This is a genomic window from Caballeronia sp. GAFFF2 (assembly GCF_023631485.1).
Lineage (GTDB): Bacteria > Pseudomonadota > Gammaproteobacteria > Burkholderiales > Burkholderiaceae > Caballeronia.
Map to the genome: position 1 here is coordinate 615962 of NZ_JALQDA010000035.1, position 25470 is coordinate 641431.

Consider the following 25470-nt stretch of genomic DNA (forward strand, 5'->3'; position numbering starts at 1 on the left):
CGCCTCGCATCCATCAAAACGCCGTGCGTAATCCGATCATCACGCTACGACCGCCTTCAGGCGCGATGTCCCTTACGACCGAACTCGCGTAACGCACTTCCTGATTCGTCAGGTTCTGTCCGCGCACGTAAGCGAGCCAGTCCGTTGGTCCGACGCGGAACTTGTACGTGAGCGTGAGCCCGAGCGTCGTGTAGCTTCCCGTCGGCAGATCGTTCTCCGGCACGCGATGCTGCGCCCACGCGTGAACCATTTCCGCGCGCGCGCCGTACGGACCGTAGCCGTAGTCGAGCGCGAGTGTCGTGCGCAACGGCGAGATGCGCGGCAAGGCTTCGCCGGTATCGACATTACGGGCATGCGTGTAATCGGCGACGACTTCCACATCGAGCCGATGCGCGCCTTGATCGAGCACGCGCCATTTGCCATCCAGTTCGATGCCGTAAAACTCCGCGCGCACGCCGCGATAAACCGCTTCGTCGAGCGCGTCGTCGGTGCCTGGCGCCACGGGCGTGTCGTCGTCGTTGACGAGACGGCCCGTGTTGAACTCGGTCAGATAGTTGCGAAAGCGGCTGTAGAACACGCCCGCGCTGCCTTTGTTGGGACCGCTCGCGAAGCGCAAGGACACGTCGGTGGACACGGCCTTTTCCTTCTGCGCGTCCTGATTGCCGATCAGGTACTGACCGGTGGCATCGTGCGGACCGTTGGCGAAGAGTTCGTAGTAAGTCGGCGCCCGCTCCGTGTAGGCGAGATTGCCGACCACCGACCAGATCGGATTCAGCTTGAACAACGCGCCCGCGGACACGCTTCCCGCGTTGAAATCACGCGACATCGCCGATGCGAATTTCTCGTTGCCGCCCGCCGTCGGGTCGATCTTCACATGCTCGTAGCGTGCCCCGACGCTGAGCGTGAGCGCGTCGTTGACGGCCCATTCCTCGAGTCCGAAGAGCGCGGCGCTCGTCGTCTGCGATGTCGGCACGAGCGCTTCGTCGCCGAGCGCGGAAAATGTGTTTTGACTCAACTGCACGCCGATGGCGCCATCGAACGGACCGATCTTCTTGTGACGCGCCTCGATGCGCGCCTCGTAGCCGTGGTTACGAAAGGTCGTGCCAGTTTCGCCGTCGTCGATCTCCTTGTGTTCGTAATCGGTATAGCCGAAGTTGAACTTGAGCTGGCTGAACGGTCCTTGCAGATTGCGTATCTCCGATGCCGCCGTCACGTGATCCTGATGCATGCGCAGACGCACATCGTCTTCGGCGACCGATCCGTAGTTCGCTTCGTAGCCGTTGTAGCTCACACCCGCATATCCGTCGGCCCAGGTGTAGGACGTGCCGACCGCGCCGCCGTGCCAGCGCCCGTCGCTATTCGGGATGCTGCCGTAGGGCTCTTGCGCGTCCGGTCCGTCGAGCGCGCGCTGGCGATCCGAGTGCGTAAAGCCGGGGACGCGCTCCTTGCTGGTTTCGCGGTCGAAGGCATCGACGTGAAACGCGAACTGCCCGTTGCCGCCTTCCACGAGCGCCGCGCCCGCGCGCGCATCGTTGGCGCCGCCATAGCTGGCATCGGCCTGACCGGAGACGCCTTTGATCGGCTCGCGCGGAATGCGGTTGTCGATGGTGTTCACCACGCCGCCTATCGCGTTGCCGCCGTATAGCAGCGCCGCCGGTCCGCGCACGATCTCGACGCGCTCCACTGAAAGCGGATCTTGCGGGACGGCGTGATCGTACGAGAGCGACGACGCATCGAAGGCCGCGACGCCGTTTTGCAATATGCGGATGCGGTCGCCGTCCATGCCACGGATGATCGGCCGGCCGACCATCGGACCGTAAGTCGTCGTGGAGACGCCGGGCAGACCGTTGAGCGTCTCGCCGAGCGAATCGCCGCGTCGCAGAGCGAGGGCGTCGCCGTCGAGCGCGCTGGATGGCGACATCAACTGGTTCGATCCAAGCGGATTCGCCGTGACGAATACCGGCGTGAGCGCGGTGTCCGTTACGTTGCCGGCGGCCGTCTGGCCGCGTGCCACGGCGGTGACCAGCAGCATGCCGAGTGGCAAGAGGCGCTGTTTGCGCGGCGCTGGGTGAGCGAAAGGCGTGTGGTGCAAGATTCACTACTCCTGTCGAAATGATATAACGTTGCATCCGATGAGCGTACGGAGGCGTAAGGAACGGCATCCACCGCAGGCGGTGAGATGATATAACGTATCTCTACAAAAACGCCAGTGTCACGTGATCGACTAAACAACGCGCGTCAGTTGCGCAAAACACCACACCTTTTTGCGATGACTTGCCCCATCGTGTCCGCTGCGATATTCGATGTGATAAAAGTCCGCGTGCTTTTTTCGATCGGCTTCACGAGAGCCATCGGCAAAGCGCGACATACAACATCGATCAAAGCATCCAGCTCACGACATCCATGAAGACGATCACATCGCGTGCCGTATCCGCCCTTGGCATCACGGCCATTGCACTCGCCTGTCACACCGCATTCGCGCAAAGTTCGGTCACGCTGTACGGCGTCGCCGATGTCGGCGTGCGCTATCTCACCAACGCCAATGCCAACAACGACGGCAAGGTGTTCATGACCAACGGCGCAATCACCAATAGCCGGATCGGCTTGAAAGGCACTGAAGATCTCGGCGGCGGTCTCAAGGCGATTTTCCGTTTGGAAAGCGGCGTGGAATTGCAGAACGGCCAGTACTCGGATAGCCAGCGCGAGTTCAATCGCGCGGCGTATGTCGGTCTGTCGAACCAGTATGGCACGCTCACGCTCGGCCGCCAGAAGACGCCGCTTTTCGACATGCTGGGCGATACCTACGACCCGCTCACGGTCGGTAACTACTTCGAGAATGCGTGGTTGCCGGTCGCGCTCGGCGCCGGTCTCTATGCGGATAACGCGGTGAAGTACAACGGCACGTTCGCGGGTCTGACGGTCGCGGCGATGTACTCGTTCGGCACCAACTACACGTCGACGGGCGCGGGCGGCTTCTCGGGCCAGGTGCCGGGTCACATGGGCGCGGGCAACATGTACGGCTTCACGGCTTCGTATGTCGTGGGGCCGCTTGCCATCGGCGGCGGCTACCAGCAGAACAGCGACAACGCCAGCAACAAGCAGAAGATCTGGAACGCCAACGCGGTCTATACCATCGGTCAGGCAAAGCTCTACGTCGGCTATCTGCATTCGACGGATGACACCGGTTTCGTCGATAGCACGCTGTCGCAACGCGATCTCGTATCGGGCGTGGATATCCTCAAAGGCTCGGGTCGTCGCGACGATGGTCCCTTCGCCGGCATCACCTATCAAGTGACGCCCGCGCTCTTGCTCACCGGCGCGTTCTACTACGACCACATGAAGAATGCGGCGATCGGCGGTGGAGAAGTCGGCAGCGGCAATCGCTATACGGGCGTGGCGGTCGCGGAATATGCGTTGTCCAAGCGCACCGAAGTCTACGGCACGGTGGACTTCAACAAGGTAACGGGCGCGGGCTTCGTGGAACTGCCGGGACGCTCGAATCAAACGGGCGTTTCTGTCGGGCTGCGCAATATTTTCTAAGTGCTATCGATGACGGCGCGTTCGCACCGCGCCGTCGATGTCGCCTCTTGCGGGTGCGAATATTGCGATCTTTCGTGCTATTCGAAGAAGGACCGGAGTCAGCGCGCTTGCGCTGACTCCGCCTCACAGGAGACGACATGCCCGAGAAACAGTCCCCCGATGTCTGCCGCATGGGTGTCGCGTTTATCGACGCCCAGTTGCAATCGCTCTATATCCACGCGGCGCTATTGAGCGGATGGATCGAGAATGGCGGTCCTGCACCCGATTTCAGCGGCGTGGAGCGGCTCCTGACGATTCGCCACGCGCATCCCGAAGCGCACACGCATAGTGAAGACGGCATGCCTGCCAAGCGCGCGCCGGACGATCCGCCGCCGTCGCTTCCGTCTCTCGACGATCCCGCCGATCGCATGGCTTTCGCGCTTCGCGTGCCGTCGACGAACGCGATTCTCGCCGTCGCCGATTTTTTCGATGCGCATCGCCTGTCCGGTTCGCGCACGCCCGAAGTGCAGTTTCTGATGCGTGTCCGCGATGCCGCCGTCAATGCCAATACCTTGCATGTCGAGACGGGCGTTTATCGTCCGCACGCGGCGTATGGTGGAATCATCATCGACGAAGCGCTCGACGGCGCACGGCTTTTCAGCGACGGAGAAAGGCCCGGCTTCATGGAATTTGGCGATACGGTGGGGTTACTGCGATATCTGCGCACGCTTCTGAAGAGCATGCAGACGGTGATCAGTTCAGGCGATGCAGGTTGAGCGCGGCAATCGGCGAGCATGAAGCCCGCATGAATGCCGCGCCCGGCATTCATGATCCTGCTTACTGCGATGCCGCGGCGGCCTTCTTTGCGTGATGCTTGTGGCTGTGCTTCTTGTAAGCAGGCCGCGGCTTGTTGTTCGGATATTGCGCTTCGGCGAACGACACGCTCGGTGCGAAGATAGCGGCGACCGCCAACAGGGCAACAGCTTTCTTGAGAGACATTTTCATCAGGAACTCGCAGAGAAGAAAGGCTTGGAAATGCGCGGCGGCGAGGCCTTCGCCGCATGCGCGGTGAGCACTGTAGAGACTGCGAAGCGGAGTGTAACTTGGGGAAAACATTAGCGCTCGCTAAAACAACAATGGCGTTGTTTTTTGCGGGACTGCCACGGAATTTGCACGCTTCCGGCGCACGTTTAGCGGTATTTCGTTAAACTCGACGAAAGCTCGCGCGCGCAGCCACCTGTGGATTGCAATCGATACCGTCAGGAAAATCCATAGACGAGCAACTGGGAAACCGGCGAACTATCCCTCCATCAGTCCTTACCTTGTTTCCCTGCACTGCGGAAACGCTCAGTCGTTTTCTTGCAGCTGGCCGCGCAACGAGCCACAGCGCTAGTCGCCCAGCAACGTCTGCACGCCCTGCGCGAATTCATCGAGTAAGACGGGCTTGCGCAATACGATGGCGTCCTCGGGTAGCGTCGCCTTGACGGCATCGATATCGTCGTAGCCGGTCATGAACATCACCGGCAGACGCGGATGCGTTTCCGCGAGAATGCGCGCGAGCAAGCCGCCGTTCAAGCCCTGCATGGCCTGATCGGTCACAACGACATCGGGCGGCGAACGATCGATCGCCTGCAGCGCCGCAATGCCGCCGCTCACCGCTTCGACATCGTAGTTCGCGTCGCGCAGCAGTTCGGATAACGCTTCGCGCACGTTGGCTTCGTCATCGACCAGAATGATGCGCACGCGCTTTCGCAGCGCGACCGGGCTCGCCGATTCGCATTCGCCGTCAGCGTCGCCCGCTTCCTGAACGGCCGTTCGCAGATACAGCGAGACGGTCGTGCCCGCGCCCGGTTCCGTGCCGATACGCGCGATCCCGCCCGCTTTGAGCGCCACGCCATACACCTGCGAAAGCCCGAGCCCCGTGCCCTTGCCTTCGGGCTTGGTCGAGAAGAAAGGCTCGAACGCGCGCCGGGCGACTTCGGGCGGCATGCCGGGGCCGGTATCCGACACGCGCAGCTCCACGTAATTGCCATTCGCGAGATCAGGGTCGCCCTCGGCTTCGAAGACACGTGTGGCGACTTCTATTCGCCCGCGTCCTTGCATTGCGTCCCGTGCGTTGATGACGAGATTGAGCAGCGCCGCTTCGAGTTGCGTCGCGTTGGTCAGCACGCGAACGCCTTCGGAGCGAAGCTGAAACGCAAGCTGGGTTTCGGGCCCGAGCACGCGCGCCAGCAGTTCCTTCATGCCGTGCACCGAACGCGTGACGCACAGCGACTCCAGTTCGACCGATTCCTGCCGGGAAAACGTCAGCAATTGCCTGATGAGCGCCGCGCCATGCGTGACCGCCTGCAGACCGTTGGCGCTCCAACGGCGCACCTGATCCGCGTCGTGCGCGCGATGCTCGACGAGTTGCAGACACGTGCTGATGGTCTGCAGGAGATTGTTGAAGTCGTGCGCAATGCCGCCCGTCAACTGCCCGACCGAACCCACGCGCTGATTCTGCTTGAACGTTTCGTGCGCGGCGTCGTCATCGGCGAGTGCGTCGGTGATCTTGCGCTGCAGCTCGCGTTTTTCCTCGCCGCGCTGAATGCCCATGCGCCGCAGCTTCAGCATGATGGCAGCCTGACGCGCGAGCGATTCGAGCGCCGTGCATTGTTCCTGGCTCAAGGCACGCGGCTCGCGGTCGATCACGCAGACGGTGCCGAGCGCGTGACCGTCGTCCGTGACGATAGGCGCGCCCGCATAAAAGCGGATATGCGGCTCTCCGAGCACGAGCGGGTTGTCCCTGAAACGCGGATCGAGCGTCGCGTCCTCGATCACCAGCAGCGAGGTGGGTTCCAGAATGGCATGCGCGCAGAACGCCTGATCGCGCGGGGTCTCGCGTGCGCCGAGACCGATGCACGCCTTGAACCATTGCCGGTCGCGGTCGATCAGCGAAACGAGCGCGATAGGCGACTGGCAGATCGTCGCGGCCAGCGTGGCGATGTCGTCGAAAGCGGGTTCGGGCAACGAATCGAGTACGTCGAAGCTTCGCAGCGTATAGAGACGTTCCGCTTCGGTGGCGGGCACGGCCGCGCCACTGTGCGTTGATTTGGGCATGAGTACGAGGGCAGAACGGGTAGCGAAAGGCGCCGACCGATCATGGAACCTGATCGTGCGCAGTCGCTCAGTGTACGCTGGTTCGCCGTGCGTTATCGGACAGGCTCAAGTCCGTGCAAGCGCGCTGCGTTTCGCTGGTTTGCGCCGTTTGCGCGCACCCGGCACGACGCCGATGCGCGGATCGCGAGCGAGTACGAGTTCCGCGAGCCGACGCGCCGTGTCTTCGAACGCCGGATCGTCCTGCGGCACGTAAAGCCATTTTCCGAGCACGGGATGTGGCTGCAAAGCCGGAATGTCTTCGATGAGCGCTGCATGATGCTCTTGCGAGGTGCATACGAGCACGCCATTCCATGGCTTGTCGCGGTCGGCGGCCACGAGACACATCAGTCCATCGATATACGCGGCGTCGGAACCGAACATGCGCTTTTGAATGAACGTGTCATCGCTCTCGAGCGGCTCGAAAACCCATAGCAGCGAATTGCGGACGGTGGAGGGCATGATGGCGGTCGCGAGCCTTGACGGTCTCCATGTTACAACTCGAAGCGGTCGCGGGTCGTCACGTAATCGCTTGCGCCGAAGCGCCCGACCGGAAAGTAATGCTGTAAGCGCACGCGCCAGGTGTCGAGGTCGATGAGTTCGTCGCGTGCGTGCAGCATCAATACCTTGCCGATGAAGATGTGCCGGCTCGCGGTTTCCAGCGTTTCCCACAACACGCATTCGAACGCGACGGGCGCCTCGGCGATGCGCGGCGGCTTCACGCGCAGCGACGGCAGCGCGGTGAAACCAACCGCGTCGAGTTCGCTGACATCGGCGGCGAAGCGTTCGCCGCAGCGATGCATCTGCTCGGCGATGGCTTCATCGGCGAGATGGACGACGAATTCCTTCTCGCGCGGCACGTTCGCGGCTGTGTCTTTCAGCGTGCCATCCGCGAGCCGGTTGATGCTGATCATCACGATGGGCGGTTCTTCGCCGAGCATGTTGAACATCGAGAAAGGCGCGGCATTCACGGTGCCATCCGCACCGAGCGTGGTCACGAGCGCAATGGGCCGTGGCACGATGAGGCTCGCCATCAGCTTGTAGCGCTGGTATTCGGTGATGGCCTCGAAGTCGATTTCCATGTCATTGCACCTTTTCAATGCCGAGCAGATGCGCAAGGCTCTTGGTGCCCGGCATCCGTGTGGTTTCTATACGCGCTTCGAGTCCCTGCAGATGTGCGTTCATATGCGCCGCCGCGCCTTTTGAGTCGCGTCGTTCGAGGCAATCGAGAATGGCGGTGTGCTCGTCGTGCTCGCATGGCGCGTTGCCCGCCGGTTCATAGACGCCAACGATAAGCGAGCAGCGCGAGACGAGTTCGTTCAGATACTGCAGCAGGATGGCATTGCCCGCGAGCGCCGCGATACGCAGATGAAACTCGCTTGCGAGGCGTGCCCATGACGGTTGATCGAAGCGGTGCATCGCTTCGTGTTCCTGGTTGAGTTGCTCGCGCAAGGCGGCAATGTCCGCGCTGCTCGCGCGCTCCGCCGCGAGTTCGACGAGCGCGCGTTCCACCGAGCGGCGCGCTTCGAACACCTCGCGCGTTTCCTCGCGCGTCGGCTGTGCGATCACCGCGCCCTTGTTGGGCCGCAACACCACGATGCCGTCGTACGCGAGCTTTTCGAGCGCGCGCCGGACCACTGCGCGGCCCACGCCGAAGAGCTCGCACAGTTCCGGCTCGGGCAGCTTGGTGCCGGGCGCGAGACGCCGGCTCAGCACACCGTCGAAGATGCTTCGATAGATGCGCATATCGGCGGCATCGGCTTGATCACGCATGCGCGGCGAGCTCATGCGGCGCGCGCGGCCGTGCTCGCCGCCTGTTCCATGTGCCGCGCGATTGCGCCGGGCGTGGTGAGCCAGATGTCGTTGCGCGCCGCCGCGATATGCGCGAGCGCGCGCCGTAAATGACGCAAGCGATACGGTTGCCCGACGATATACGGATGCAGCGCAATTCCCATGACGAGGCCCTGCGGCGTGCTCGCGCGTTGCGTCTGTTCGACCATTTCATCGAACTGGTCGACGATCATGTCGGTGAACGCGCACATGTCGAGATGCCGCGCCATGATCATCGGCAGATCGTTCAGCTCTTGCGGATAAGGCACGGACCACAGCGCGCCGTGACGTGTTTTCATGCGCACGGGCCGGTCGTCGTGACACCAGTTGAGCGTGTAGCCGTAACCCGTTTCGGCGAGGAGGTCCGGCGTGTGATGCGTCTCCGAGATCCACGGCGATAGCCATCCTTGCGGCATCACGCCCGACTCCGCAAGGATGCGTTCGCGACAGTGCGCGAGCAGTGCGCGCTCGCCGGCTTCGTCGAAATCGCTCTGACGCTCGGCGTTCGTGTGACCGTGCGCGATGAGTTCATCGCCCCGCGCCACACATGCTTCGATCAGCTCGGGGCAATGATCGTAGAGCGACGTGTTGATGAGCGTGCCCGCGGGCATGTCGAGCGCATCGAACAATTCAATGCAACGCCACGCGCCCACGCGATTCCCGTACTCGCGCCAACTATGGTTGAGAACATCCGGTTGCGGCGATAGTGGTCCGAGCGCGGCCCCCAGTCCTTCGCCGAACGCAAAGTGTTCGAGGTTGAAGCCGAGATAAACCGCGAGACGCGCGCCGTTCGGCCAGCAATACGGCTCGCCATGATGAATCGCTTGATAGTCGAAACGGCCGTGCGATCGGAGTACATCGGGATTGAAGTCGCTCATTGTCGATGAATGCATGAACCGGTTTGGTTACGTCGTGCCCCAAGGCGGACCTGTTGCGCACCGCGAACGTACACGCCTCGCGTCGCGACGTGCCGACGATCGAGGCTTGCGATCGTGTGCAATATGCGAGCCAACGTGTCGACACGCATGCTGCGCTACGCGTTGCATGCGATGAAGCCGAACCACGACAGCAAATGGCATATGTCTTGCAATGGCTTCGCGCTGCAAGCCATTTCCCGTCAGCGCGTTCATAAGGACAAGCCTTCATGGTTCAGCCGGCATCAACCGTGGTTCACGCGACAGCCGCCGATATCGAACTCGTTCACGTGACGAAGCGCTATGCGGATTCCGTCGCCGTCGATGCGATCGACCTGCGCATTCCCGGCGGCGCGTACTGTTGCCTGCTCGGTCCTTCGGGATGCGGCAAGACATCGACCTTGCGCATGATCGCGGGGCACGAGTGGATTTCCGAAGGCGATGTGCTGATCGGCGGGCGCAACGTCACGCGCGAACAGCCGGCCGCACGCGGCACCGCGATGGTCTTTCAAAGCTACGCGCTCTTTCCGCATCTGTCCGCGCTCGATAACGTCGCCTTCAGCCTCAAGATGCGCGGCGTCGCGAAGGAAGCACGCAGAAAGCGCGCGGGCGAACTGCTCGAACTCGTTGCCATGTCGCCCTACGCGAACCGCAAGCCCGCGCAGCTTTCCGGCGGGCAGCAGCAGCGTGTGGCACTCGCGCGCGCCTTGCTCAATGAACCACGCTGTCTTTTGCTCGACGAACCGCTCTCCGCGCTCGATCCTTTCCTGCGCGTGCAGATGCGCGCCGAACTCAAGCGCTGGCAGAAAGAACTGGGCATCACTTTCGTGCACGTCACGCACTCGCAGGAAGAAGCAATGGCGCTCGCCGATCTCGTCGTCGTGATGAGTCACGGTCATATCGAACAAAGCGGCACGCCGTTCGAAGTCTTCAACCGGCCGCGCACCGAATTCGTCGCGCGCTTTCTCGGCGGCCATAACGTGCTCGGTTCGAAGGGCGGGCTTTTCACGGTGCGTGCGGATCATCTGCGGATCGCGCCGCAGGGCACGACCCCCGGCACGAGTGCGGGCGAGGGAGGACTGAGCCGTATCGGCGGACTCGCGTGCACGGTGCGCGAGGCCGAGTATCAAGGCACGCATGTGCGCATGACGCTCGTGCCGCTCGACGGTTCCCCCGAACTCGTTTCTATCGTCAGCGATGCCGACTACGACGCCGAGCGCCTCGGCCCCGATGCGCGCGTGACCGTCTGGTGGGATCAACGCAACGCGCATCCGCTCGCGGCGTGATGCGCGCTTGAGCCAAACACATCAAAACCCGAAACGAGGAGGAAGGCTATGAGCAATGACAATGCACGTCCGCAAGCGACTCAGGAAATCAAAGAGACCAAAGAGGAACTGGAAAGCCGCGGCCGCACGCGCCGCACTTTCATCAAGGGCGCCGTGGCGACGGCGGGCATTGCCGGGTTCCCTTACGTGCATGCACAAGAGAAGATCACCTTGCGCTATCTCGGCACGGCGGTCAACCAGAGCGCGGACATTGCGAAGAAGTTCAAGGAAGACACGGGCATCGAGATTCAATACATTCCGGTGACGACCGATGACGTCACCAAGCGCATCATCACGCAGCCCAACTCGTTCGATATCGTCGATACCGAATACTTTTCCCTCAAGAAGCTGATTCCGGCGGGCACGCTGGCCGGCATGGATGCGAAGCGCATCAAGCTCGCGGACAAGATCACGCCGGTGCTCACGAAGGGCGAAGTGAATGGCAAGAAGATTGGCGATCAGGGCACGGCCCCGAAGAAAGTGATGTTCTTGAAGGGCGCGCGCTCGACGGAGTTCTCCGCGACGCCTACCGAATGGATGACGCTCATTCCCACGACGTATAACGCGGATACGCTCGGCATTCGCCCGGACCTCATCAAGCGTCCCGTCAACACTTGGGCCGACTTGTTGAATCCGCAATTCAAGGGCAAGGCGGCGCTGCTCAACATTCCGGCTATCGGCATCATGGATGCGGCAATGGCCATCGAAGCAATGGGTCAGGTCAAGTACGGCGACAAAGGCAACATGACCAAGGCCGAGATCGATCAGACCATCAAGGTGCTGATCGAAGCGAAGCGCGCAGGTCAGTTCCGCGCCTTCTGGCGCGACTTCAACGAAAGCGTGAACCTCATGGCATCGGGCGAAGTGGTCATTCAGTCGATGTGGTCGCCCGCGGTCACGAAGGTGCGCACCATGGGTATCGCCTGCACGTTTCAGCCGCTGAAGGAAGGTTATCGCTCGTGGGCGTCGGGCTTCGGCTTTCCGCGTTCGCTGCAAGGCAAGAAACTCGATGCGGCCTATGAGTTCGTCAACTGGTTCCAGGACGGCTGGGCGGGCGCCTATCTAATGCGCCAGGGTTATTACCCCGGCGTGACGGAGACGGCCAAGACGCACATGCAGGCTTACGAGTGGGACTACTGGATGGAAGGCAAGCCCGCGACGCAGGACATCAAGGCACCCGATGGCCAGTTGCTCGAAAAGACCGGCGCGGTGCGCGACGGTGGCTCGTACACGCAGCGCATGGGCGCCATTGCATGCTGGAACGCGGTGATGGACGAGAACATCTACATGGTGCAGAAGTGGAACGAGTTCATCGCCGCCTGATGTTCACGTGAGGTTCACATGATGCACACAAGGAGCATTTGCTGATGGCATCCGTCGAGTATCTGTCGCAAGCGAAGGAAGCGCCGAAGCGTCATCGGCGCGTGAGCGCATGGTTGCAGGCCACGCCGCTCACACTCACCTTCGTGCTGTTCTTCATCGTGCCGCTCGTGATCACGTTGATCGTAAGCTTCTGGGATTTTAACGAATATCAGATCATCCCGGCGTTCACGCTCAAGAACTATGTGGCGATCTTCGACGGTTGCAGCTCCTTCACCGATGTCTGCGTGACCTTCAAGACATATTGGTCGACGCTCAAGTTCTGCGCAATGGTATGGGCCGTGACGTTCGTGCTCGGTTTCTCCATCGCGTACTTCCTCGCGTTTCACGTGCGCACCACGGCCATGCAGACCATTCTCTTTTTGCTCTGCACGATTCCGTTCTGGACGTCCAACGTCATCCGCATGATCTCGTGGATTCCGCTGCTCGGCCGTAACGGGCTCGTGAATCAGGCGCTGATCAACGCGCATCTCATCGATCAACCGCTGGAATGGCTGCTGTACTCGAACTTTTCGGTGGTGCTCGCGTTCGTGCATCTGTTCACGTTCTTCATGATCGTGCCGATCTTCAACGCGATGATGCGTATCGACAAGTCGCTCTTGGAAGCCGCGCGCGATGGCGGGGCGAGCGGCTGGCAGGTGATCCGCGATGTCGTGTTGCCGCTCTCGAAGACCGGAATCGTCATTGGCTCGATCTTCGTCATCACCATCGTGATGGGCGACTTTCTCACAGTGGGCGTAATGGGTGGACAGCAGATTGCGTCGGTGGGCAAGATCATTCAGGTGCAGACGGGCTATCTGCAATTTCCCGCCGCGGCGGCCAACGCGATCATTTTGCTGGCCGTCGTGCTGATGATCGTGTGGGCGCTCACGCGTGTGGTCGATATCAGGAAGGAGCTTTGACATGGCCAGCGGCATTGCGGGATTGAAGAAACATCGGGAGCACCGGCCCGCCAGCTTTTACTGGCTCGCGTTGCTGTTCGGCTTGTTCGTGCTATTCCTGTATGGACCGGTCATCACCATTTTCATTCTCTCGTTTCAAGGTCCCGAAGGCGGTCTGACGTTTCCCATGCGCGGCGTCTCGCTGCACTGGTTCGAGCAATTGCGTCAGGGTGTGGGCGATATCGATATCTGGGCTTCGTTCGGCCGCTCCGTGAAGCTCGCGCTCGCGGTCACGGTGCTGACCGTGCTGTTCTCGGTCACGGCGGGTCTCGCCTTCAGAAGGCGTTTTCGTGGCGATACGGCCGTGTTCTACGTGTCGGTGGCAAGTCTCATCATGCCGTCGATCATCGTGTCGCTCGGTATCGGCCTCACGTTTCGTCTGCTCGACAACGTGATCAAGTATCTGGCGAACGAGTGGGGCTTTACTTCTTTCGCGGATTCGTGGACCACGTCGATGGGCCTCTTCACCTCCGCGCTCGGCGCACATCTGACGTGGACGCTGCCGTTCGGTTTGCTCGTGATGTTCGCTGTCTTCAACCGCTTCAATCCGGCTTACGAGGAAGCGGCGCGCGATCTGGGCGCATCGCCGTGGCAGAGCTTCAGGAATGTAGTGTTGCCGATCATCGGGCCATCTGTCATTGGCGTGGGAATGTTCGGCTTCACGCTGTCATGGGATGAAATCGCGCGGACGTCGCAGGCTATCGGCGAGCAGAATACGTTGCCGCTCGAATTGCAGGGCCTGACGACATCGGTGACCACGCCGGTCATCTATGCGCTCGGGACCATGACCACGCTGATGTCGCTGGCGGTCATGGTCGGCGGCTTGTTGATCGTGAGGGCGGTGACCAGGCGCCGGACTTCGAAGTAGGCGCCGGCGCTTTCCTCACGTGCGATCAAACGCAATCAAGTGCGATCACCTATGATCGTGCTCCCAGCGGCCGTCGTTCCAGCCGTTGTCGTCGTCATGACCGGTATGAGCGGCGCGCCAGTGGTTGCCGCCCTTGCACACGAGTTGCGATCCGTTCGCGCTGCATGACGCTTCATAGCCCGGCGAATAGAGAAACTCGCCGACCCAATGCGGATTCACGTTCGTGTTGCCGGGGTTGTACGCGACGAAGTTCGCTGCGTCGTCCGTGCTGCCCGAGCCCGTGTAGCGCGCTGCCAGCGGATACGGAAACACCGGACGCGTGCGCGTGGTCTGCCCGGTCGTATCGACGAGCGATGCCACGATCTTGCCCGGCTTGGCGCCCGTTTCAACCCACGCCATGGCGGGCGTCAGCATGTCGAAGGTGCTGGGACCGTCGCCGCCGCCGCAGTGCGCAACGCCCGGGAACAGATACAGCTTCGCGAACTTCTCGACGCGCTCGTCGCCCATGTATTCCTTCATCTTCGCGTAGTACTGCAGCGTCGATTGCGGCGAGATGTGCTGGTCTTCCAGGCCGTGCCAGAGAATCAGCTTGCCGCCGCGTCGATGAAAGTCACTCAGGTCGGGATCGGTTGCAGCGAGATAGTTCGACGTCTGCACGGTCTTCCAGAACGATTCGACAGTGAACTTCAGATCGCTGAATGCGGCGTTCGGGCGCGAGTCGTTGAAGTAGTCGAGGTATGCCAGGAACGGCATCACGAAGTTGATGCTGCCGCTAGGTCCGGCGTCCGTCGCGGGCACGAAGAGCGACCATTGCAATTCCGAACCCCATTCACGCGCGATCGGCTGTTCGAGATGACGGCCAAACTGATCCGTCGCGCCATCGTGAATCTTGCGCACCACCGCAGCTTGCGCGGGCGTGAGACACGTGGCGTCGGGCTGCCCCTTCGCACACACGAGACTCGCGGGATCGAAATGACAAGCCTGCGGATTGTCGATGATGCCGTCCGTCACGCCGTCCTGACCGTCGCACGACTTCAGCACGGCGGCGTGGATCATCGGCAACTTGTCGGCGAGCAGAATGTACTTGCCCGTCTTCTGGTCGATGTTGACCGCCGCCGCCCAGCCGTGGTGAAACGTGTTCTGCACGATCAGATCGTTGGCCGGCGCGCCCGCGACGATGCCGTCGAAGTCGTCGGGATAGCGTTGCGCTTCCATCAGCGCCTCACGTCCGCCGTCTGAGCAGCCGTCGAAATACGAGTACTTCGGAGCGCGCGCATAGAACTTGTTGATGATCGCCTTGGATACCTGCGCCGTGGCGTGCTCCGCGCGATAAGCAAAATCGATCTTGGCTTTCGGATCCAGCGCCCATGCGCCATCGTTGCCGCCTTCGTGGCCCATGTCGGTGGCGGAGATGGCGATCTGGCCGTTCGTGACCGGCACGCAGGTCGATGCCATCGGCGCGCTGATCGAGAGATTGCCGCATAGACCGCCGCATCCCGTTTGCAGATAGCGCTGCGTCCAGCCTTGCGTCGGCAAGCGCAATTCAAAGAGCGATGCGCCAGGGCCTATGGTTCCCTTGATATCGCACACTTCGGAAGGCAGTCCGGGTCCAGCCGTCGCGCCTGGAGGCATGCCGGGGTTGCTGATGACCGTTCCTTTTGCAAGGACCGTTGCCGAGGTGATGGTGACGGTACCATCGGTGACGCCGCTTAGATCGAGCGTGGCGACTGCCGCGCAGTTCATCGCGGGAAGGATCGAGGGGAGGTCGGCTAGACCGCTTGAATTGGCCGCCATTGCTTGAGGCGCCATGATTACGCATGTCGTCAAAAGAGCAAGCCACGCATAAAGCGTGCGGATGCATCGTCTGAGTAGGGCGGGGTTGCTGCAGAGTAATCGCATCATCGTCTCCTGAGGTCGTCGGGTCACTTTCCAGCGAGTACGGAGGATGACGAAAGAGTTTCGCAATAGGGAGGGGGCGTATACCCGGCAACCCTGCTTCGTCGGCGCTCTAAAGCGTCAACGTTTGCGGCGCCCGCATGCTGCACCAAGGCGGAGCGGACATACCGCGCTTCCGGTGGCCGATAAACAAAACAGATAGCAAGGCAAATGATACGCAAGGAAAGCGTCCTTCATGCCGTACGCGGCTTCACCGAGACGCTTCGCCTGACTCATGCGAAAACGCTTCGAAGGCATCGAATCTGTTTATCGGGCACCGCATGGTCTTGCTGCGCAACGCCGCGCCAAATCACGCTGACGTGCATTTTCCGGCCCATGGGCGTGGTTTACCCATCCTTTGCGTTATCAAGCACAGGGACTAGCTTGCGTCATCGCCTGATAACCATTCCGGAGAAGCGTCCATGAGTAGCAACCTGCATCCGAGCGGCAGTCAGTTTCCGAACGGCATTGCAACGCCCAAGCCCACGAGCGCGTCGTCGGCCATACGCGCCGGTGTAGCCGGTGGTCTGGCGGGCGCCGTCGTCATCTGGATCTACGAAGCATTGATCTGGGTAGGCGTACAGCATCTGATGCCCCTCGCGGGCATTCCGCGTAACGCGACCGGGCTGGTCTTCGGAAAAGCGTTTCAGGAAGCGAGCGGCATTTGGGCGTATGTGATTGGCACGGGTATTCACTTCGTGTTCGCCATTGCTTGGGGCATTCTCTTCGCACTCGTCTGGCCGTACTTTCGCCGACGCGGCTACGAGGCGACGTTCATCGCATTGTTCTATGCCGTGCTCGCGTGGATAGTGATGCATGTCGCCATCATGATCGCTTCGGACAATCATCCGAATTACTATGATCCAGCTGTCGTCATCGGCGGATTCATGTCGCATATCTTTTTCACTGTGCCGCTCGCGCTTATCGTAAAGCGCAAGATGGAAGTGCGTTAGGCGTTTAGCCTATCGATCGGTCCGCAGCGGCTTGCCTCGTTCGAGGCGCATGAGCCGTTCGCGGATTGAGTCTCGCTGTTATCTGTTTCAAATTCCCTTATTGCAGCGCGAAAGCAGACGGCATGGCAGAAACCGCATGCCGCGTTTCTTCAATCTCGCGCAGAAGTCGACCTTCTCGTCACTTCGCGGTGAAAGCTCACATTTGGTTCGCAGCCGAGAAATGAGTAAACGGTTTCCTTTTTGTTTCGGAAACTCCGATTCCATGCAAAACCATGCCTTGATCGTGCCGGGTAATCCCCTATCAGGTCGTTGGATAAAACGTTTGACAGCATCGGCTTACAAAGCCTAAATTTGGAAAACGTTTTCCGATGAAGTTCGCTGACTCAAGCTCGGGGCTTCATTCAAATCATTTTTAATCTTCACCGATTCCGATGAAAAACTTCGGAAGGCCAAATAACGTCCGGTGTCGATCACGCGCCCAAAGGAGGCGCAAAAGAAACCCCCCGCACTACCCACATTCATAACTAAAGACGGAGACAACATGAATCGAAACAGGCAAATCACGCGTGCGTTCGCGCTCGGCACGCTCTCGGCGCTCGTCCTCGCTGCATGCGGTGGCCATGACTCATCGGATGGTTCCACGCCGCCGCCCGCCGCTGTGGCGGCTAATTCGCTTCAAGCCGTGGTCTACGGCGCGAACGACACGAGCGTGCCCGCCGGCGCCGGCGTCCCCGTCACGATGATGGGCCAGATGCGCGCGCTCTTCGACCTCATCCGCAAGTCGCCGGATTTCACTCAGGTCGTGATGGATCTGGGCGATGGCAGCCCCGTGCATGTACTCGATACCAACACGGGCGACAAGTTCCTGCCGGGCAAGCTGGCGCTCGGTCTGTCTTACATCCTCATCGACATGAAGAAGAAGGGCGACCCCAAGTACGCCGACTATCTCGCAACCTATCAGAAAATAACCACGGCGATGATGGCGCAGTCCGCGAGCGGCGACTACGTCTACGCGAACACGTCCTGGGGCGAGTATTACTATCTCGTCGCCCTCAACAATTTGAAGGCGAACGGCATGCTGAACGAAGTCTTTAGCGATGCCATGCTCAACACGTTGCAAGGCCGCCTCACGTTCTGCGACATGTTCGGCCCCGATGCAAGCGGCAAGGACAATACGTGCCCGGCTGGCGGCGCGTCTATCGACGTGGCTTCGCTCAACACGGCGCAGAATTACTACGCGGTGTCATATGGCATTGCCGGGCTGAGACAGAAGCTCGGCTGGAGCAATCCGGGCTTCGTCTCCACTTCGGACCCGGCGGTTGCGACCATGGGCGCGCGCGATGCGCTGCTCTACACGCTAACCAAGCATATCCGCAATGATTCGTCGGGCGGCTTCTCGGATGAGGCATCGAACACGCATACGACCTACTACGATCAGGCGCGCTTCGACCGCTACAGCACGCTGCTTATCGCGGAGACGGTCGAGCGCAGTCTCGAGATGGGCAACGAAGCGAATTTGACGCCGGAATTGAAGGGCTATTTGCGCAAGTCGATCGATCTGATTCTGCCGCAGATCAATCCGGACGGGCAGGGCTTCAACTACGGCCGCTCGATCGGACCTTACGGCGATTCCGCTTTCATGGAGATTCTCACGGCCGCAGCCAACGCGGGCGTGCTGAGTGCCAAGGAGATGCAGGTCGCCTACACGTTCATCTACAAGGCAGCGCTGCGCTTCGACACGTTTTGGTACGACCCGAACCTGCCGACGCCGTCCGTGAACATGTGGGTGAAGGGGCGCGGCACGGACACATATCGCGGCAAGCCTCGCGTGATGGGCGAAAACTTCAGCCTGCTGCATCAGTACATGTACGTCAACGCGTGGTGGAGCAAGCTCGGCTTCGGCGGCCAAGCCCCCATGAGCGACAGCGATTTCAAATCATGGCGCGATGCATTGCCTCATTACACGCTCACGTATTACAACTTGCCGAGCGACAGCGCGCATCCGTATAACGCGGCGTTGCTGACGGTGCGTGATGGCGAGCGTGTGATCAACCTGAATCTGAGTCAGGCGCCGGACTACAACTCGTATTCGCCGTACTATCCGGTGCCGTTCTCCGACAAGCTCATCTACGGCACGACCGACCTGGGTTACGCCTTGCTGATTCCGCAAGTGACGTACAACGGCAAGACATACATTCCGGTGACGTACTACAAGAATCTGAGCGTGCAGGAGAGCAACGGTCAGGTGACCGTTTCCTTCGATACAACGAAATTCCGTCAAGCGACCAAGAACGCGGCGTACACGACCGATATCGACCTGCAAGCGCACACGGTGCTGACTTTCGCGCATGGCACGATCACGCGTACGGACACATTGAGTTCGGCCACCCTTGCGGCGCCGCTCGCGGTGGAAACGGACTTTACCTCGTTCGCGGACTTTCAAAGCACGGCGGCGGGCGCGAACGGTAACTCGGTCACCTACGCCAATAGCGCCGCGACGAGCTATGCCACGAGCGGCTTCGATGCTTGCGCGCTGTCGAATTTCGATGTCGCGAACGGTGTCACCAATCCGCTGTCGACTACGCCTGTCGGCCAGTTGCATTCGAACTTCGCATGCAAGACGAATGCGTTCTCTCTTGCGGGTGGCGCGCAACGCAACTTTAGCTGGACCTTGAAGTACGCGGACCCGAACTGATCCTCGTGCAAGGCAAAGCGGGCTCCTCTTGCGAAAGGAGCCCGCTTCTTTTTATTCGACGTGCGCGGCAAATCCGGTCTGTCCCGCAGCATGCTCGTCTTGCAAGGTCAATTGCGGAATGCGGTAGTCGCCATGATTCTGCCGTCTATATGCAATCGGCGCGTTGTCCCAGAGGGTGTCTAGCCGTTCTCCGAGCGCATCGCGCGTGGCCCCGAAACGCGTTTCATCCATCTTGCTCGTGCGATACACCACGAACGGTGGCACCACGTCGAAGCCCGGATAGAACAGCATGCCGTGCTGGATCGGGAAGAGGATATCGTCCATCGGGCCGTTGATGCCGCGCGCGTCGTAATGCGATTCCCAACCGCCGGTCGTCACGATGATCATCGCGCGTTTGCCCGACATCATGCCTTCGCCATAACGATCGCCCCAGTGCGTGTCCGAGTGTTCGCCCACGCCGTAAGCGAAGCCATAGGCATAGACGCGCTCGAACCAGCCTTTCATGATGGCGGGCATGGAGAACCACCACATCGGGAATTGCAGGATCAATGCGTCGGCCCAGCGCAGCTTGTCCTGTTCGATTTCGATGTCGCGGCTTTGCAGGCCGTTTGCGAACGCGTGTTTCGAATCGAGACTCGGATGAAACGGCGCGTCGGTGTTGCGCTCGCGCACGTCGTTCGCGTCGAGCGTCGTCTTCCAGTTCATCTCATACAGGTTCGACACCTGCACCGTGTGGCCGTTATCGCGCAGGCGCTGCACGGTAAAGTCGTTGAGGGCGCCGTTCAACGAGCGGCGTTCGGGGTGGGCATAGACGATCAGCACATTCATGGCTGCAACTCTCCGGGTTCGTATGACCGCCAGACTAGTGCGGATGAAGGTATATTGGAAATGAATAGTCAATATGCCAGGCATTTCGATGGATAATATTCTCCGCAGACTCGATCTCAATCTGCTCGTGACACTCGACGCGCTGCTCGCCGAACACAACGTCACGCGCGCGGCCGAACGGCTGAACTTCTCGCAGCCTTCGGTGAGCGTGCATCTGGCGAAACTGCGCGATATCTTCGGCGATCCGCTATTGCTGCCCGGCCCGCGCGGCATGCGTCCGACTGCGCGCGCCGAGGGTTTGCGCGAGCCATTGCGCGAAGCGCTTGCAGCACTTGCGCGCGCGGTGTCGCCGGAGCAGGCATTCGAGCCGGCGAGCGCGGAGCTTACGTGGCGTATCGCCGCAACCGATTACAGCGAGTCCACCGTGCTCATGCCGGCGATAAACGGCTTGCGGCTGGCCGCACCGCAGACGCGCATTGCCGTGCTCGAAGCCACGCCGCCGCGTCTCGCGCGACAAGCCGAACGCGGCGAGATCGATCTTGCGTTTCATATCACCGAAGGCGCGCCACCGGGTCTGCATCGGCAGGCGCTTTTTACCGAACGCTATGTGCTTGTGGCGAAGAAGGGGCATCCGCGTCTCAAGCGGAAACCCAGCCTCAAGCAGTTCTGTGCGCTCGAACATGTGATCGTGTCGCCGGACGGCGGAGGCTTCTTCGGTCCGACCGATGAAGCGCTCGCGGCACTCGGCGTCGCGCGTTGCGTCGTGCTGTCCGCGCCGCATTTTCTCTTCGTGCGCTCGCTGATTGCATCGACCGATCTCGTGGGCATGCTGCCATTGCGGCTAGTCGAGCACGATGCGGCGCTGCACGTGGTGGATGCGCCAATCGAAGTGTCCGGCTATGAAATGTCGATGTTCTGGCACGAGCGCGTGCATCGCGATCCGGCACATCGGTGGTTGCGAGACTTCATCGCCGGTTCGGTATGACGCGCGATTACTAAGACGTGAACTGCGAGCGCAGCGACTTGCGGATGATCTTGCCAGTCGCCGTCATCGGCAATTCGGAGACGAAGCGCACCTCGCGCGGATATTCATGTGCCGCAAGCCGCGTGCGGACGTGCTGCTGCAGTTCGAGCACGAGGGCATCGCCCGGTTCGAAGCCGTCGTTGAGCACGACGACCGCGCAGACGATCTCCGTGCGCCGTTCATCCGCCACGCCGATGACCGCCGCGAAGCGCACGGCGGGATGCCTCAAAAGACAGTCCTCGATCGGTCCCGGCCCGATACGATAACCCGCGCTCGTGATGACATCGTCGTCGCGACCGATGAAGCGAAAGAAGCCCTCCGCGTCGAGCATGCCGAGGTCGCCCGTCAACAGATAGTCGCCGCGAAATTTCTGCGCGGTCGCGGCCTCGTCGCGCCAGTAGCCGAGAAACATCACGGGATCGGGCGCGGCAATGGCGATATTGCCGGGCGTGCCCAAAGGCTGCGGCCTACCCGAATCGTCGACGACAGCCACGCGGTGCCCCGGCACCGCGCGCCCGATCACGCCGTTGCGCGGTTCGAACCATCTGGCGCACGAGGAGAGCACCACGTTGCATTCGGTCTGCCCGTAGAACTCGTTGATGGTGACGCCAAGCGTTGCGCGGCCCCACGACAGCAACTCCTCGCCGAGCGATTCACCGCCGCTCGCCACCGAACGCAACGCGAGCGCCGGCGCTTTCGCTTGCGGCGTCGCGCGCATCATCTTGAGCGCGGTCGGCGGCAGGAACGTGTGGCTCACGCCATGCCGTTCGAGCAGATCGAACGCGGCGTGGCCATCGAACTTGTCGAAGCGCCGCGCGAGTACCGGCACGCCGTGATGCCACGAAGGCAAGAGCACATCGAAGAGGCCGCCGATCCACGCCCAGTCCGCGGGCGTCCACATGAGCGTCGCGTCGAGCGGGAAGCACTGCTGCGACATCTCCACGCCCGGCAGATGCCCAAGCAGCACGCGATGTCCGTGCAATGCGCCTTTCGGTTTGCCCGTGGTGCCAGACGTATAGATGATGACGGCGGGATCGTCCGCGGAAGTATCGACGAGAGTGTCTTCTTCCGATGCCGCTTCGAGCGCGGGCCAGAACGTAGCGTCGCTGCCATCGGTCGCGAAGACGTGGCGCAACTCCGGCAGCGATGCGCGAATCGACGCGATCTTCGCCGCGCCTTCGGCGTCCGTCACGACGGCGGCGGCCCCGGAATGCGCGAGCCGGAACTCGATTGCATCGATACCGAAGAGCGCGAAGAGCGGCACGGCAATGCATCCCATGCGATAGGCCGCGAGATGCGCGATCGCCGCTTCGACCGATTGCCGCACGAAGATGGCCACGCGCTCGCCGCGCTGCACGCCGCGTTCGGCAAGCGCGTTGGCGAAGCGGTTGGAGAGGCGTTGCAGGTCGTCGAAGGTATAGCGTTGCTGCGAGAGATCGTTCGATTCGACGATCAGCGCGAGCCGGTTCGAGCCGTCCGCCCATTTGTCGCACACGTCTTGCGCGATGTTATAGCGCGCGGGGATGCGCCAGGTGAAGGCGGCATCGACTGCTTCGTAGGTGTCTCCTGACGGCAGCATGGTTTCTTGTGGTGGGTGAGGGTTCCTCGATCATACGCGTTGCAGCGTCTGCTCCTTCACTTCGTGGTCGCGCTCGGGCGTAATCTGCTCCCAGGTGCTATGCACATGCCGCCTCAGGAATTCCCCCAGCCGCGCGCCATCGCGCGCGTTGAGCAATTGCACGATGATCTCGTGTTCATCGATAGCGGTATGCCACGTCTCCGACGTCACGCTACCCTGAAAGCGATAGCGATAAAGCTGCCGGTTGAGCCGCTCGTGCACTTGCGTGAGCGTGGCGTTCTTGGCCGCCACGATGATGTTCGCGTGGATCGCCTGATTGAGCCGGAAGTAATTCATGCGGTCGCGCCGCTCGTAAGCCGCGTGCATCTCGTGATGGAGCGCGCGAATCTCGGCGATCTCCGCATCCGTCGCTAAACGACACGCCTGTTCGCCGCCAAACGCCTCGATTGCGCCCAACACGTCGAGCTTCTCGCGGATTTCCGCCGCGCTCAGGTCCGCCACGACCGCGCCGCGCTTAGGCAGCACGACGACGAGGCCGTCGCCCGCCAGTTCCTTGAGCGCCTCGCGCAACGGCGTGCGCGAGACCGTCAGCCGTTCGGCGAGCGTGCGCTCGCGCAGGCGCTCGCCGGGCTTGAGTTCGTCGGTCGCGATCATCGTGCGCAAGCGTTGCGCAATCTGCATGGAGAGCAGCGAATCCGGCTCGTCGGCACCGTCGAAGCCTTCCTGCTCGTCGTCTAAATCCTTCATTTGCTTGTTCCCTCGTCGCGGTGTGAAATCCTCGGCCGCTCTGGTATGCCACTTTACCAGCGAACGCGTCACCTGAGATTTGCGGCCGACAATCGCCCCGCCTTGGTGCGATCCCGCACTTGACGGTACACGACGATAGAACTAAATTTCGGTATACCAGAATTAAACAGAGCGCAGAACGTCGCCCGGCGCCTGCGAAATTCAAAAGAACGCGACTTGGAGACCTGCATGCCAATCGACCGAAAACACCGTTAAATAAGGGTTTCTTGCCGATGCCCGCGTAGTTCGTCCGTGTTTTCGGCAATAACTCCATCGTCCGGGCGCCGCATCCGTCCGGTATACCGCAATGAAAACCTCGTCGACACCGGCGGGGCGCCACGCTTTTCGAGCCGCACTACTTCATGTCGCCTTCGCTCTATACGTTGATCGCGCCCGTTATCGCGATCCTTCTGCTGGTACTGCTGATCACGAAGGTCAAGCTTCACCCGTTTCTCGCGCTCATTCTCACGGCCGGCTTTCTCGGCTGCGCGGCCGGACTCGCGCCTACCGCCGTCATCAAGAGCTTTGAAAAAGGCTTTGGCGGCATTCTCAGTTCCGTGGGGCTCGTGGTCGGACTCGGCACCATGCTTGGCGGCTTGCTGCTCGAATCGGGCGGCGCGGATCGCATCGCCAATGCGTTCATCGGACTCGGTTCTAAGCGCTGGATCCCGGCGGCCATTTGCGCGGCGTCGCTGCTCATCGGCTTGCCGCATCTGTTCGATGTGAGCTTCGTGATGCTCGTCCCGCTCGTCTACGCTATCGCGCATCGCACGAAAAGTCCGCTGATGGCCGTCGGCATTCCGATGGCCGCCGGCCTCTACGTGTCGCACGGACTCTTGCCGCCGCACCCGTCGCCGACGCTCGCGCTTGCCGCGTTACATGCGGACGCGGGCCGCACGATCTTTTTCGGCCTGATCGTCGCCGTTCCGATGGCCATTCTCTCCGGCCCGCTCTTCACGGCCTTCGTCATGCGCTTTCTGCCGGTTACGCCAGGCGAGGGTCTTTATTCGCCCGCTGCCGCCGACGACAAGAAAGCCGGCCGCGCCACGCCGCCGCTCGCGCTCGTGCTCATCACGGTCCTGTTGCCACCGGTCCTGATGATGATCCGCACGTTCGGCCGCAACTACGCGCCGACCGGCACGCCGATGCGCGAACTGCTCGAAACCGTGGGCGATCCTATCGTCTCGTTGCTGATTGCCGTGCTGTTCGCAATCTGGTCGCTCGGCGTCAAGAGCGGCCTCACGTTGCCGCAGATTCAGAAGCTCCTCGGCAAGAGCGTGGCGCCCGCTGCCGCCGTGATCCTGATCCTCGGCGCGGGTGGCGGCCTGAAAGAGATGCTGCTCGCCACGCATATCGGCCACGCCATCGCGCATTGGGCCACGCATTGGTCGATCTCGCCGCTCGTGCTCGGCTGGGCGGTCGCGGCGCTGATCCGTATCGCGATCGGCTCGGCGACGGTCGCAACCGTGACGGCGGCGGGCATCGTCGCGCCGATCGCGGCGGCCACGCCCGGCGTCAATCTCGAACTGCTGGTGCTCGCCGTGAGCTCGGGCGGACTGATGCTCTCGCATCTGAACGACTCGGGCTTCTGGCTTTTCAAGGAATATTTCCGCCTCTCGGTCGCCGATACGCTCAAGACCTGGACGCTGCTCGTCTCGTTTCAATCGCTCGTCGCGCTCGGCGTGATTCTCCTCATCAACTCGGTGATCGGCTAAACGTGCCGTTCACGTTCCCCACAAGATCAGGCCTTAAAGGACA

General features: G+C 61.4%; 21 protein-coding genes. 10 read left to right on the forward strand and 11 right to left on the reverse strand.

Going from position 1 to position 25470, the window contains the following annotated elements; translation table 11 throughout:
- Window positions 1–13 precede the first annotated feature (13 nt).
- On the reverse strand, window positions 14–2032 hold the full coding sequence (locus NCT04_RS28915; protein WP_250469511.1) for a TonB-dependent receptor: 2019 nt from the start codon (window positions 2030–2032) through the stop codon (window positions 14–16).
- Between the two features lie 371 nt (window positions 2033–2403).
- Between NCT04_RS28915 and NCT04_RS28920 the strand changes: the two genes are divergently transcribed.
- Both NCT04_RS28920 and NCT04_RS28925 read left to right on the forward strand, forming a co-directional pair.
- Window positions 2404–3540: a porin gene (locus tag NCT04_RS28920; RefSeq protein ID WP_250469262.1), complete on the forward strand. Its 1137-nt coding sequence runs from the start codon at window positions 2404–2406 to the stop codon at window positions 3538–3540.
- Between the two features lie 137 nt (window positions 3541–3677).
- Entirely contained in the window at window positions 3678–4295 is a 618-nt protein-coding gene (locus tag NCT04_RS28925) for a hypothetical protein (protein ID WP_250469263.1), read from the forward strand.
- Window positions 4296–4356: 61 nt separating this feature from the next.
- On the opposite strand, the gene NCT04_RS28930 is transcribed toward NCT04_RS28925, so the two are convergent.
- From NCT04_RS28930 to NCT04_RS28960, 6 genes are all read right to left on the reverse strand, one after another.
- A complete protein-coding gene (locus tag NCT04_RS28930) occupies window positions 4357–4524 on the reverse strand; it encodes a hypothetical protein (protein WP_250469264.1) in 168 nt (55 codons plus the stop codon).
- Between the two features lie 384 nt (window positions 4525–4908).
- A complete protein-coding gene (locus NCT04_RS34530) occupies window positions 4909–6618 on the reverse strand; it encodes an ATP-binding protein (RefSeq protein WP_284503467.1) in 1710 nt (569 codons plus the stop codon).
- A gap of 105 nt (window positions 6619–6723) precedes the next feature.
- Entirely contained in the window at window positions 6724–7116 is a 393-nt protein-coding gene (locus tag NCT04_RS28945; RefSeq protein WP_250469265.1) for a hypothetical protein, read from the reverse strand.
- A gap of 32 nt (window positions 7117–7148) precedes the next feature.
- Window positions 7149–7736 carry a flavin reductase family protein gene (locus tag NCT04_RS28950; RefSeq protein ID WP_244830878.1) on the reverse strand — a complete coding sequence of 196 codons (588 nt, stop codon included), beginning with the start codon at window positions 7734–7736 and terminating at the stop codon, window positions 7149–7151.
- Between the two features lies 1 nt (window position 7737).
- A complete protein-coding gene (locus NCT04_RS28955) occupies window positions 7738–8427 on the reverse strand; it encodes a GntR family transcriptional regulator (protein ID WP_250469267.1) in 690 nt (229 codons plus the stop codon).
- 11 nt (window positions 8428–8438) lie between these two features.
- Complete coding sequence (locus NCT04_RS28960; protein WP_250469268.1) at window positions 8439–9377, reverse strand: polysaccharide deacetylase family protein; 939 nt, start codon at window positions 9375–9377, stop codon at window positions 8439–8441.
- Between the two features lie 251 nt (window positions 9378–9628).
- Between NCT04_RS28960 and NCT04_RS28965 the strand changes: the two genes are divergently transcribed.
- Genes NCT04_RS28965 through NCT04_RS28980 form a run of 4 tightly spaced genes read left to right on the forward strand, consistent with a single transcriptional unit; the run spans window position 9629 to window position 13912 of the window.
- Window positions 9629–10684, forward strand: a complete 1056-nt coding sequence (locus tag NCT04_RS28965) for an ABC transporter ATP-binding protein (RefSeq protein ID WP_244830875.1) — start codon at window positions 9629–9631, stop codon at window positions 10682–10684.
- 48 nt (window positions 10685–10732) lie between these two features.
- The gene (locus NCT04_RS28970; RefSeq protein WP_250469269.1) at window positions 10733–12046 is read left to right on the forward strand and encodes an ABC transporter substrate-binding protein; all 1314 of its coding nucleotides are present in this window, start codon (window positions 10733–10735) and stop codon (window positions 12044–12046) included.
- Between the two features lie 44 nt (window positions 12047–12090).
- Window positions 12091–13005 carry an ABC transporter permease gene (locus NCT04_RS28975; protein ID WP_250469270.1) on the forward strand — a complete coding sequence of 305 codons (915 nt, stop codon included), beginning with the start codon at window positions 12091–12093 and terminating at the stop codon, window positions 13003–13005.
- A 1-nt stretch (window position 13006) separates the two neighbouring features.
- Window positions 13007–13912, forward strand: coding sequence for an ABC transporter permease (locus tag NCT04_RS28980; protein ID WP_284503468.1), 906 nt, complete (start codon window positions 13007–13009; stop codon window positions 13910–13912).
- A gap of 45 nt (window positions 13913–13957) precedes the next feature.
- Here NCT04_RS28980 and NCT04_RS28985 read toward each other — a convergent pair whose 3' ends face one another.
- On the reverse strand, window positions 13958–15814 hold the full coding sequence (locus tag NCT04_RS28985) for a tannase/feruloyl esterase family alpha/beta hydrolase (protein WP_502800706.1): 1857 nt from the start codon (window positions 15812–15814) through the stop codon (window positions 13958–13960).
- 455 nt (window positions 15815–16269) lie between these two features.
- Here NCT04_RS28985 and NCT04_RS28990 point away from each other — a divergent pair, with 455 nt between their 5' ends.
- Window positions 16270–16800, forward strand: a complete 531-nt coding sequence (locus tag NCT04_RS28990; protein WP_250469272.1) for a hypothetical protein — start codon at window positions 16270–16272, stop codon at window positions 16798–16800.
- A 541-nt stretch (window positions 16801–17341) separates the two neighbouring features.
- The gene (locus tag NCT04_RS28995; protein ID WP_250469273.1) at window positions 17342–19495 is read left to right on the forward strand and encodes a hypothetical protein; all 2154 of its coding nucleotides are present in this window, start codon (window positions 17342–17344) and stop codon (window positions 19493–19495) included.
- Between the two features lie 51 nt (window positions 19496–19546).
- Here the strand turns inward: NCT04_RS28995 and NCT04_RS29000 are convergent, their stop codons facing one another.
- A complete protein-coding gene (locus NCT04_RS29000; protein WP_250469274.1) occupies window positions 19547–20323 on the reverse strand; it encodes an NAD(P)H-dependent oxidoreductase in 777 nt (258 codons plus the stop codon).
- Window positions 20324–20396: 73 nt separating this feature from the next.
- Between NCT04_RS29000 and NCT04_RS29005 the strand changes: the two genes are divergently transcribed.
- A complete protein-coding gene (locus NCT04_RS29005; protein ID WP_459905181.1) occupies window positions 20397–21308 on the forward strand; it encodes a LysR family transcriptional regulator in 912 nt (303 codons plus the stop codon).
- A gap of 10 nt (window positions 21309–21318) precedes the next feature.
- Here NCT04_RS29005 and NCT04_RS29010 read toward each other — a convergent pair whose 3' ends face one another.
- The gene (locus NCT04_RS29010; protein ID WP_250469276.1) at window positions 21319–22926 is read right to left on the reverse strand and encodes an acyl-CoA synthetase; all 1608 of its coding nucleotides are present in this window, start codon (window positions 22924–22926) and stop codon (window positions 21319–21321) included.
- A gap of 30 nt (window positions 22927–22956) precedes the next feature.
- On the reverse strand, window positions 22957–23673 hold the full coding sequence (locus tag NCT04_RS29015) for a GntR family transcriptional regulator (protein ID WP_244830867.1): 717 nt from the start codon (window positions 23671–23673) through the stop codon (window positions 22957–22959).
- 401 nt (window positions 23674–24074) lie between these two features.
- On the opposite strand from NCT04_RS29015, the gene NCT04_RS29020 reads away from it, so the two are divergent.
- Window positions 24075–25427: a GntT/GntP/DsdX family permease gene (locus tag NCT04_RS29020; protein WP_250469278.1), complete on the forward strand. Its 1353-nt coding sequence runs from the start codon at window positions 24075–24077 to the stop codon at window positions 25425–25427.
- Window positions 25428–25470: the final 43 nt, after the last annotated feature.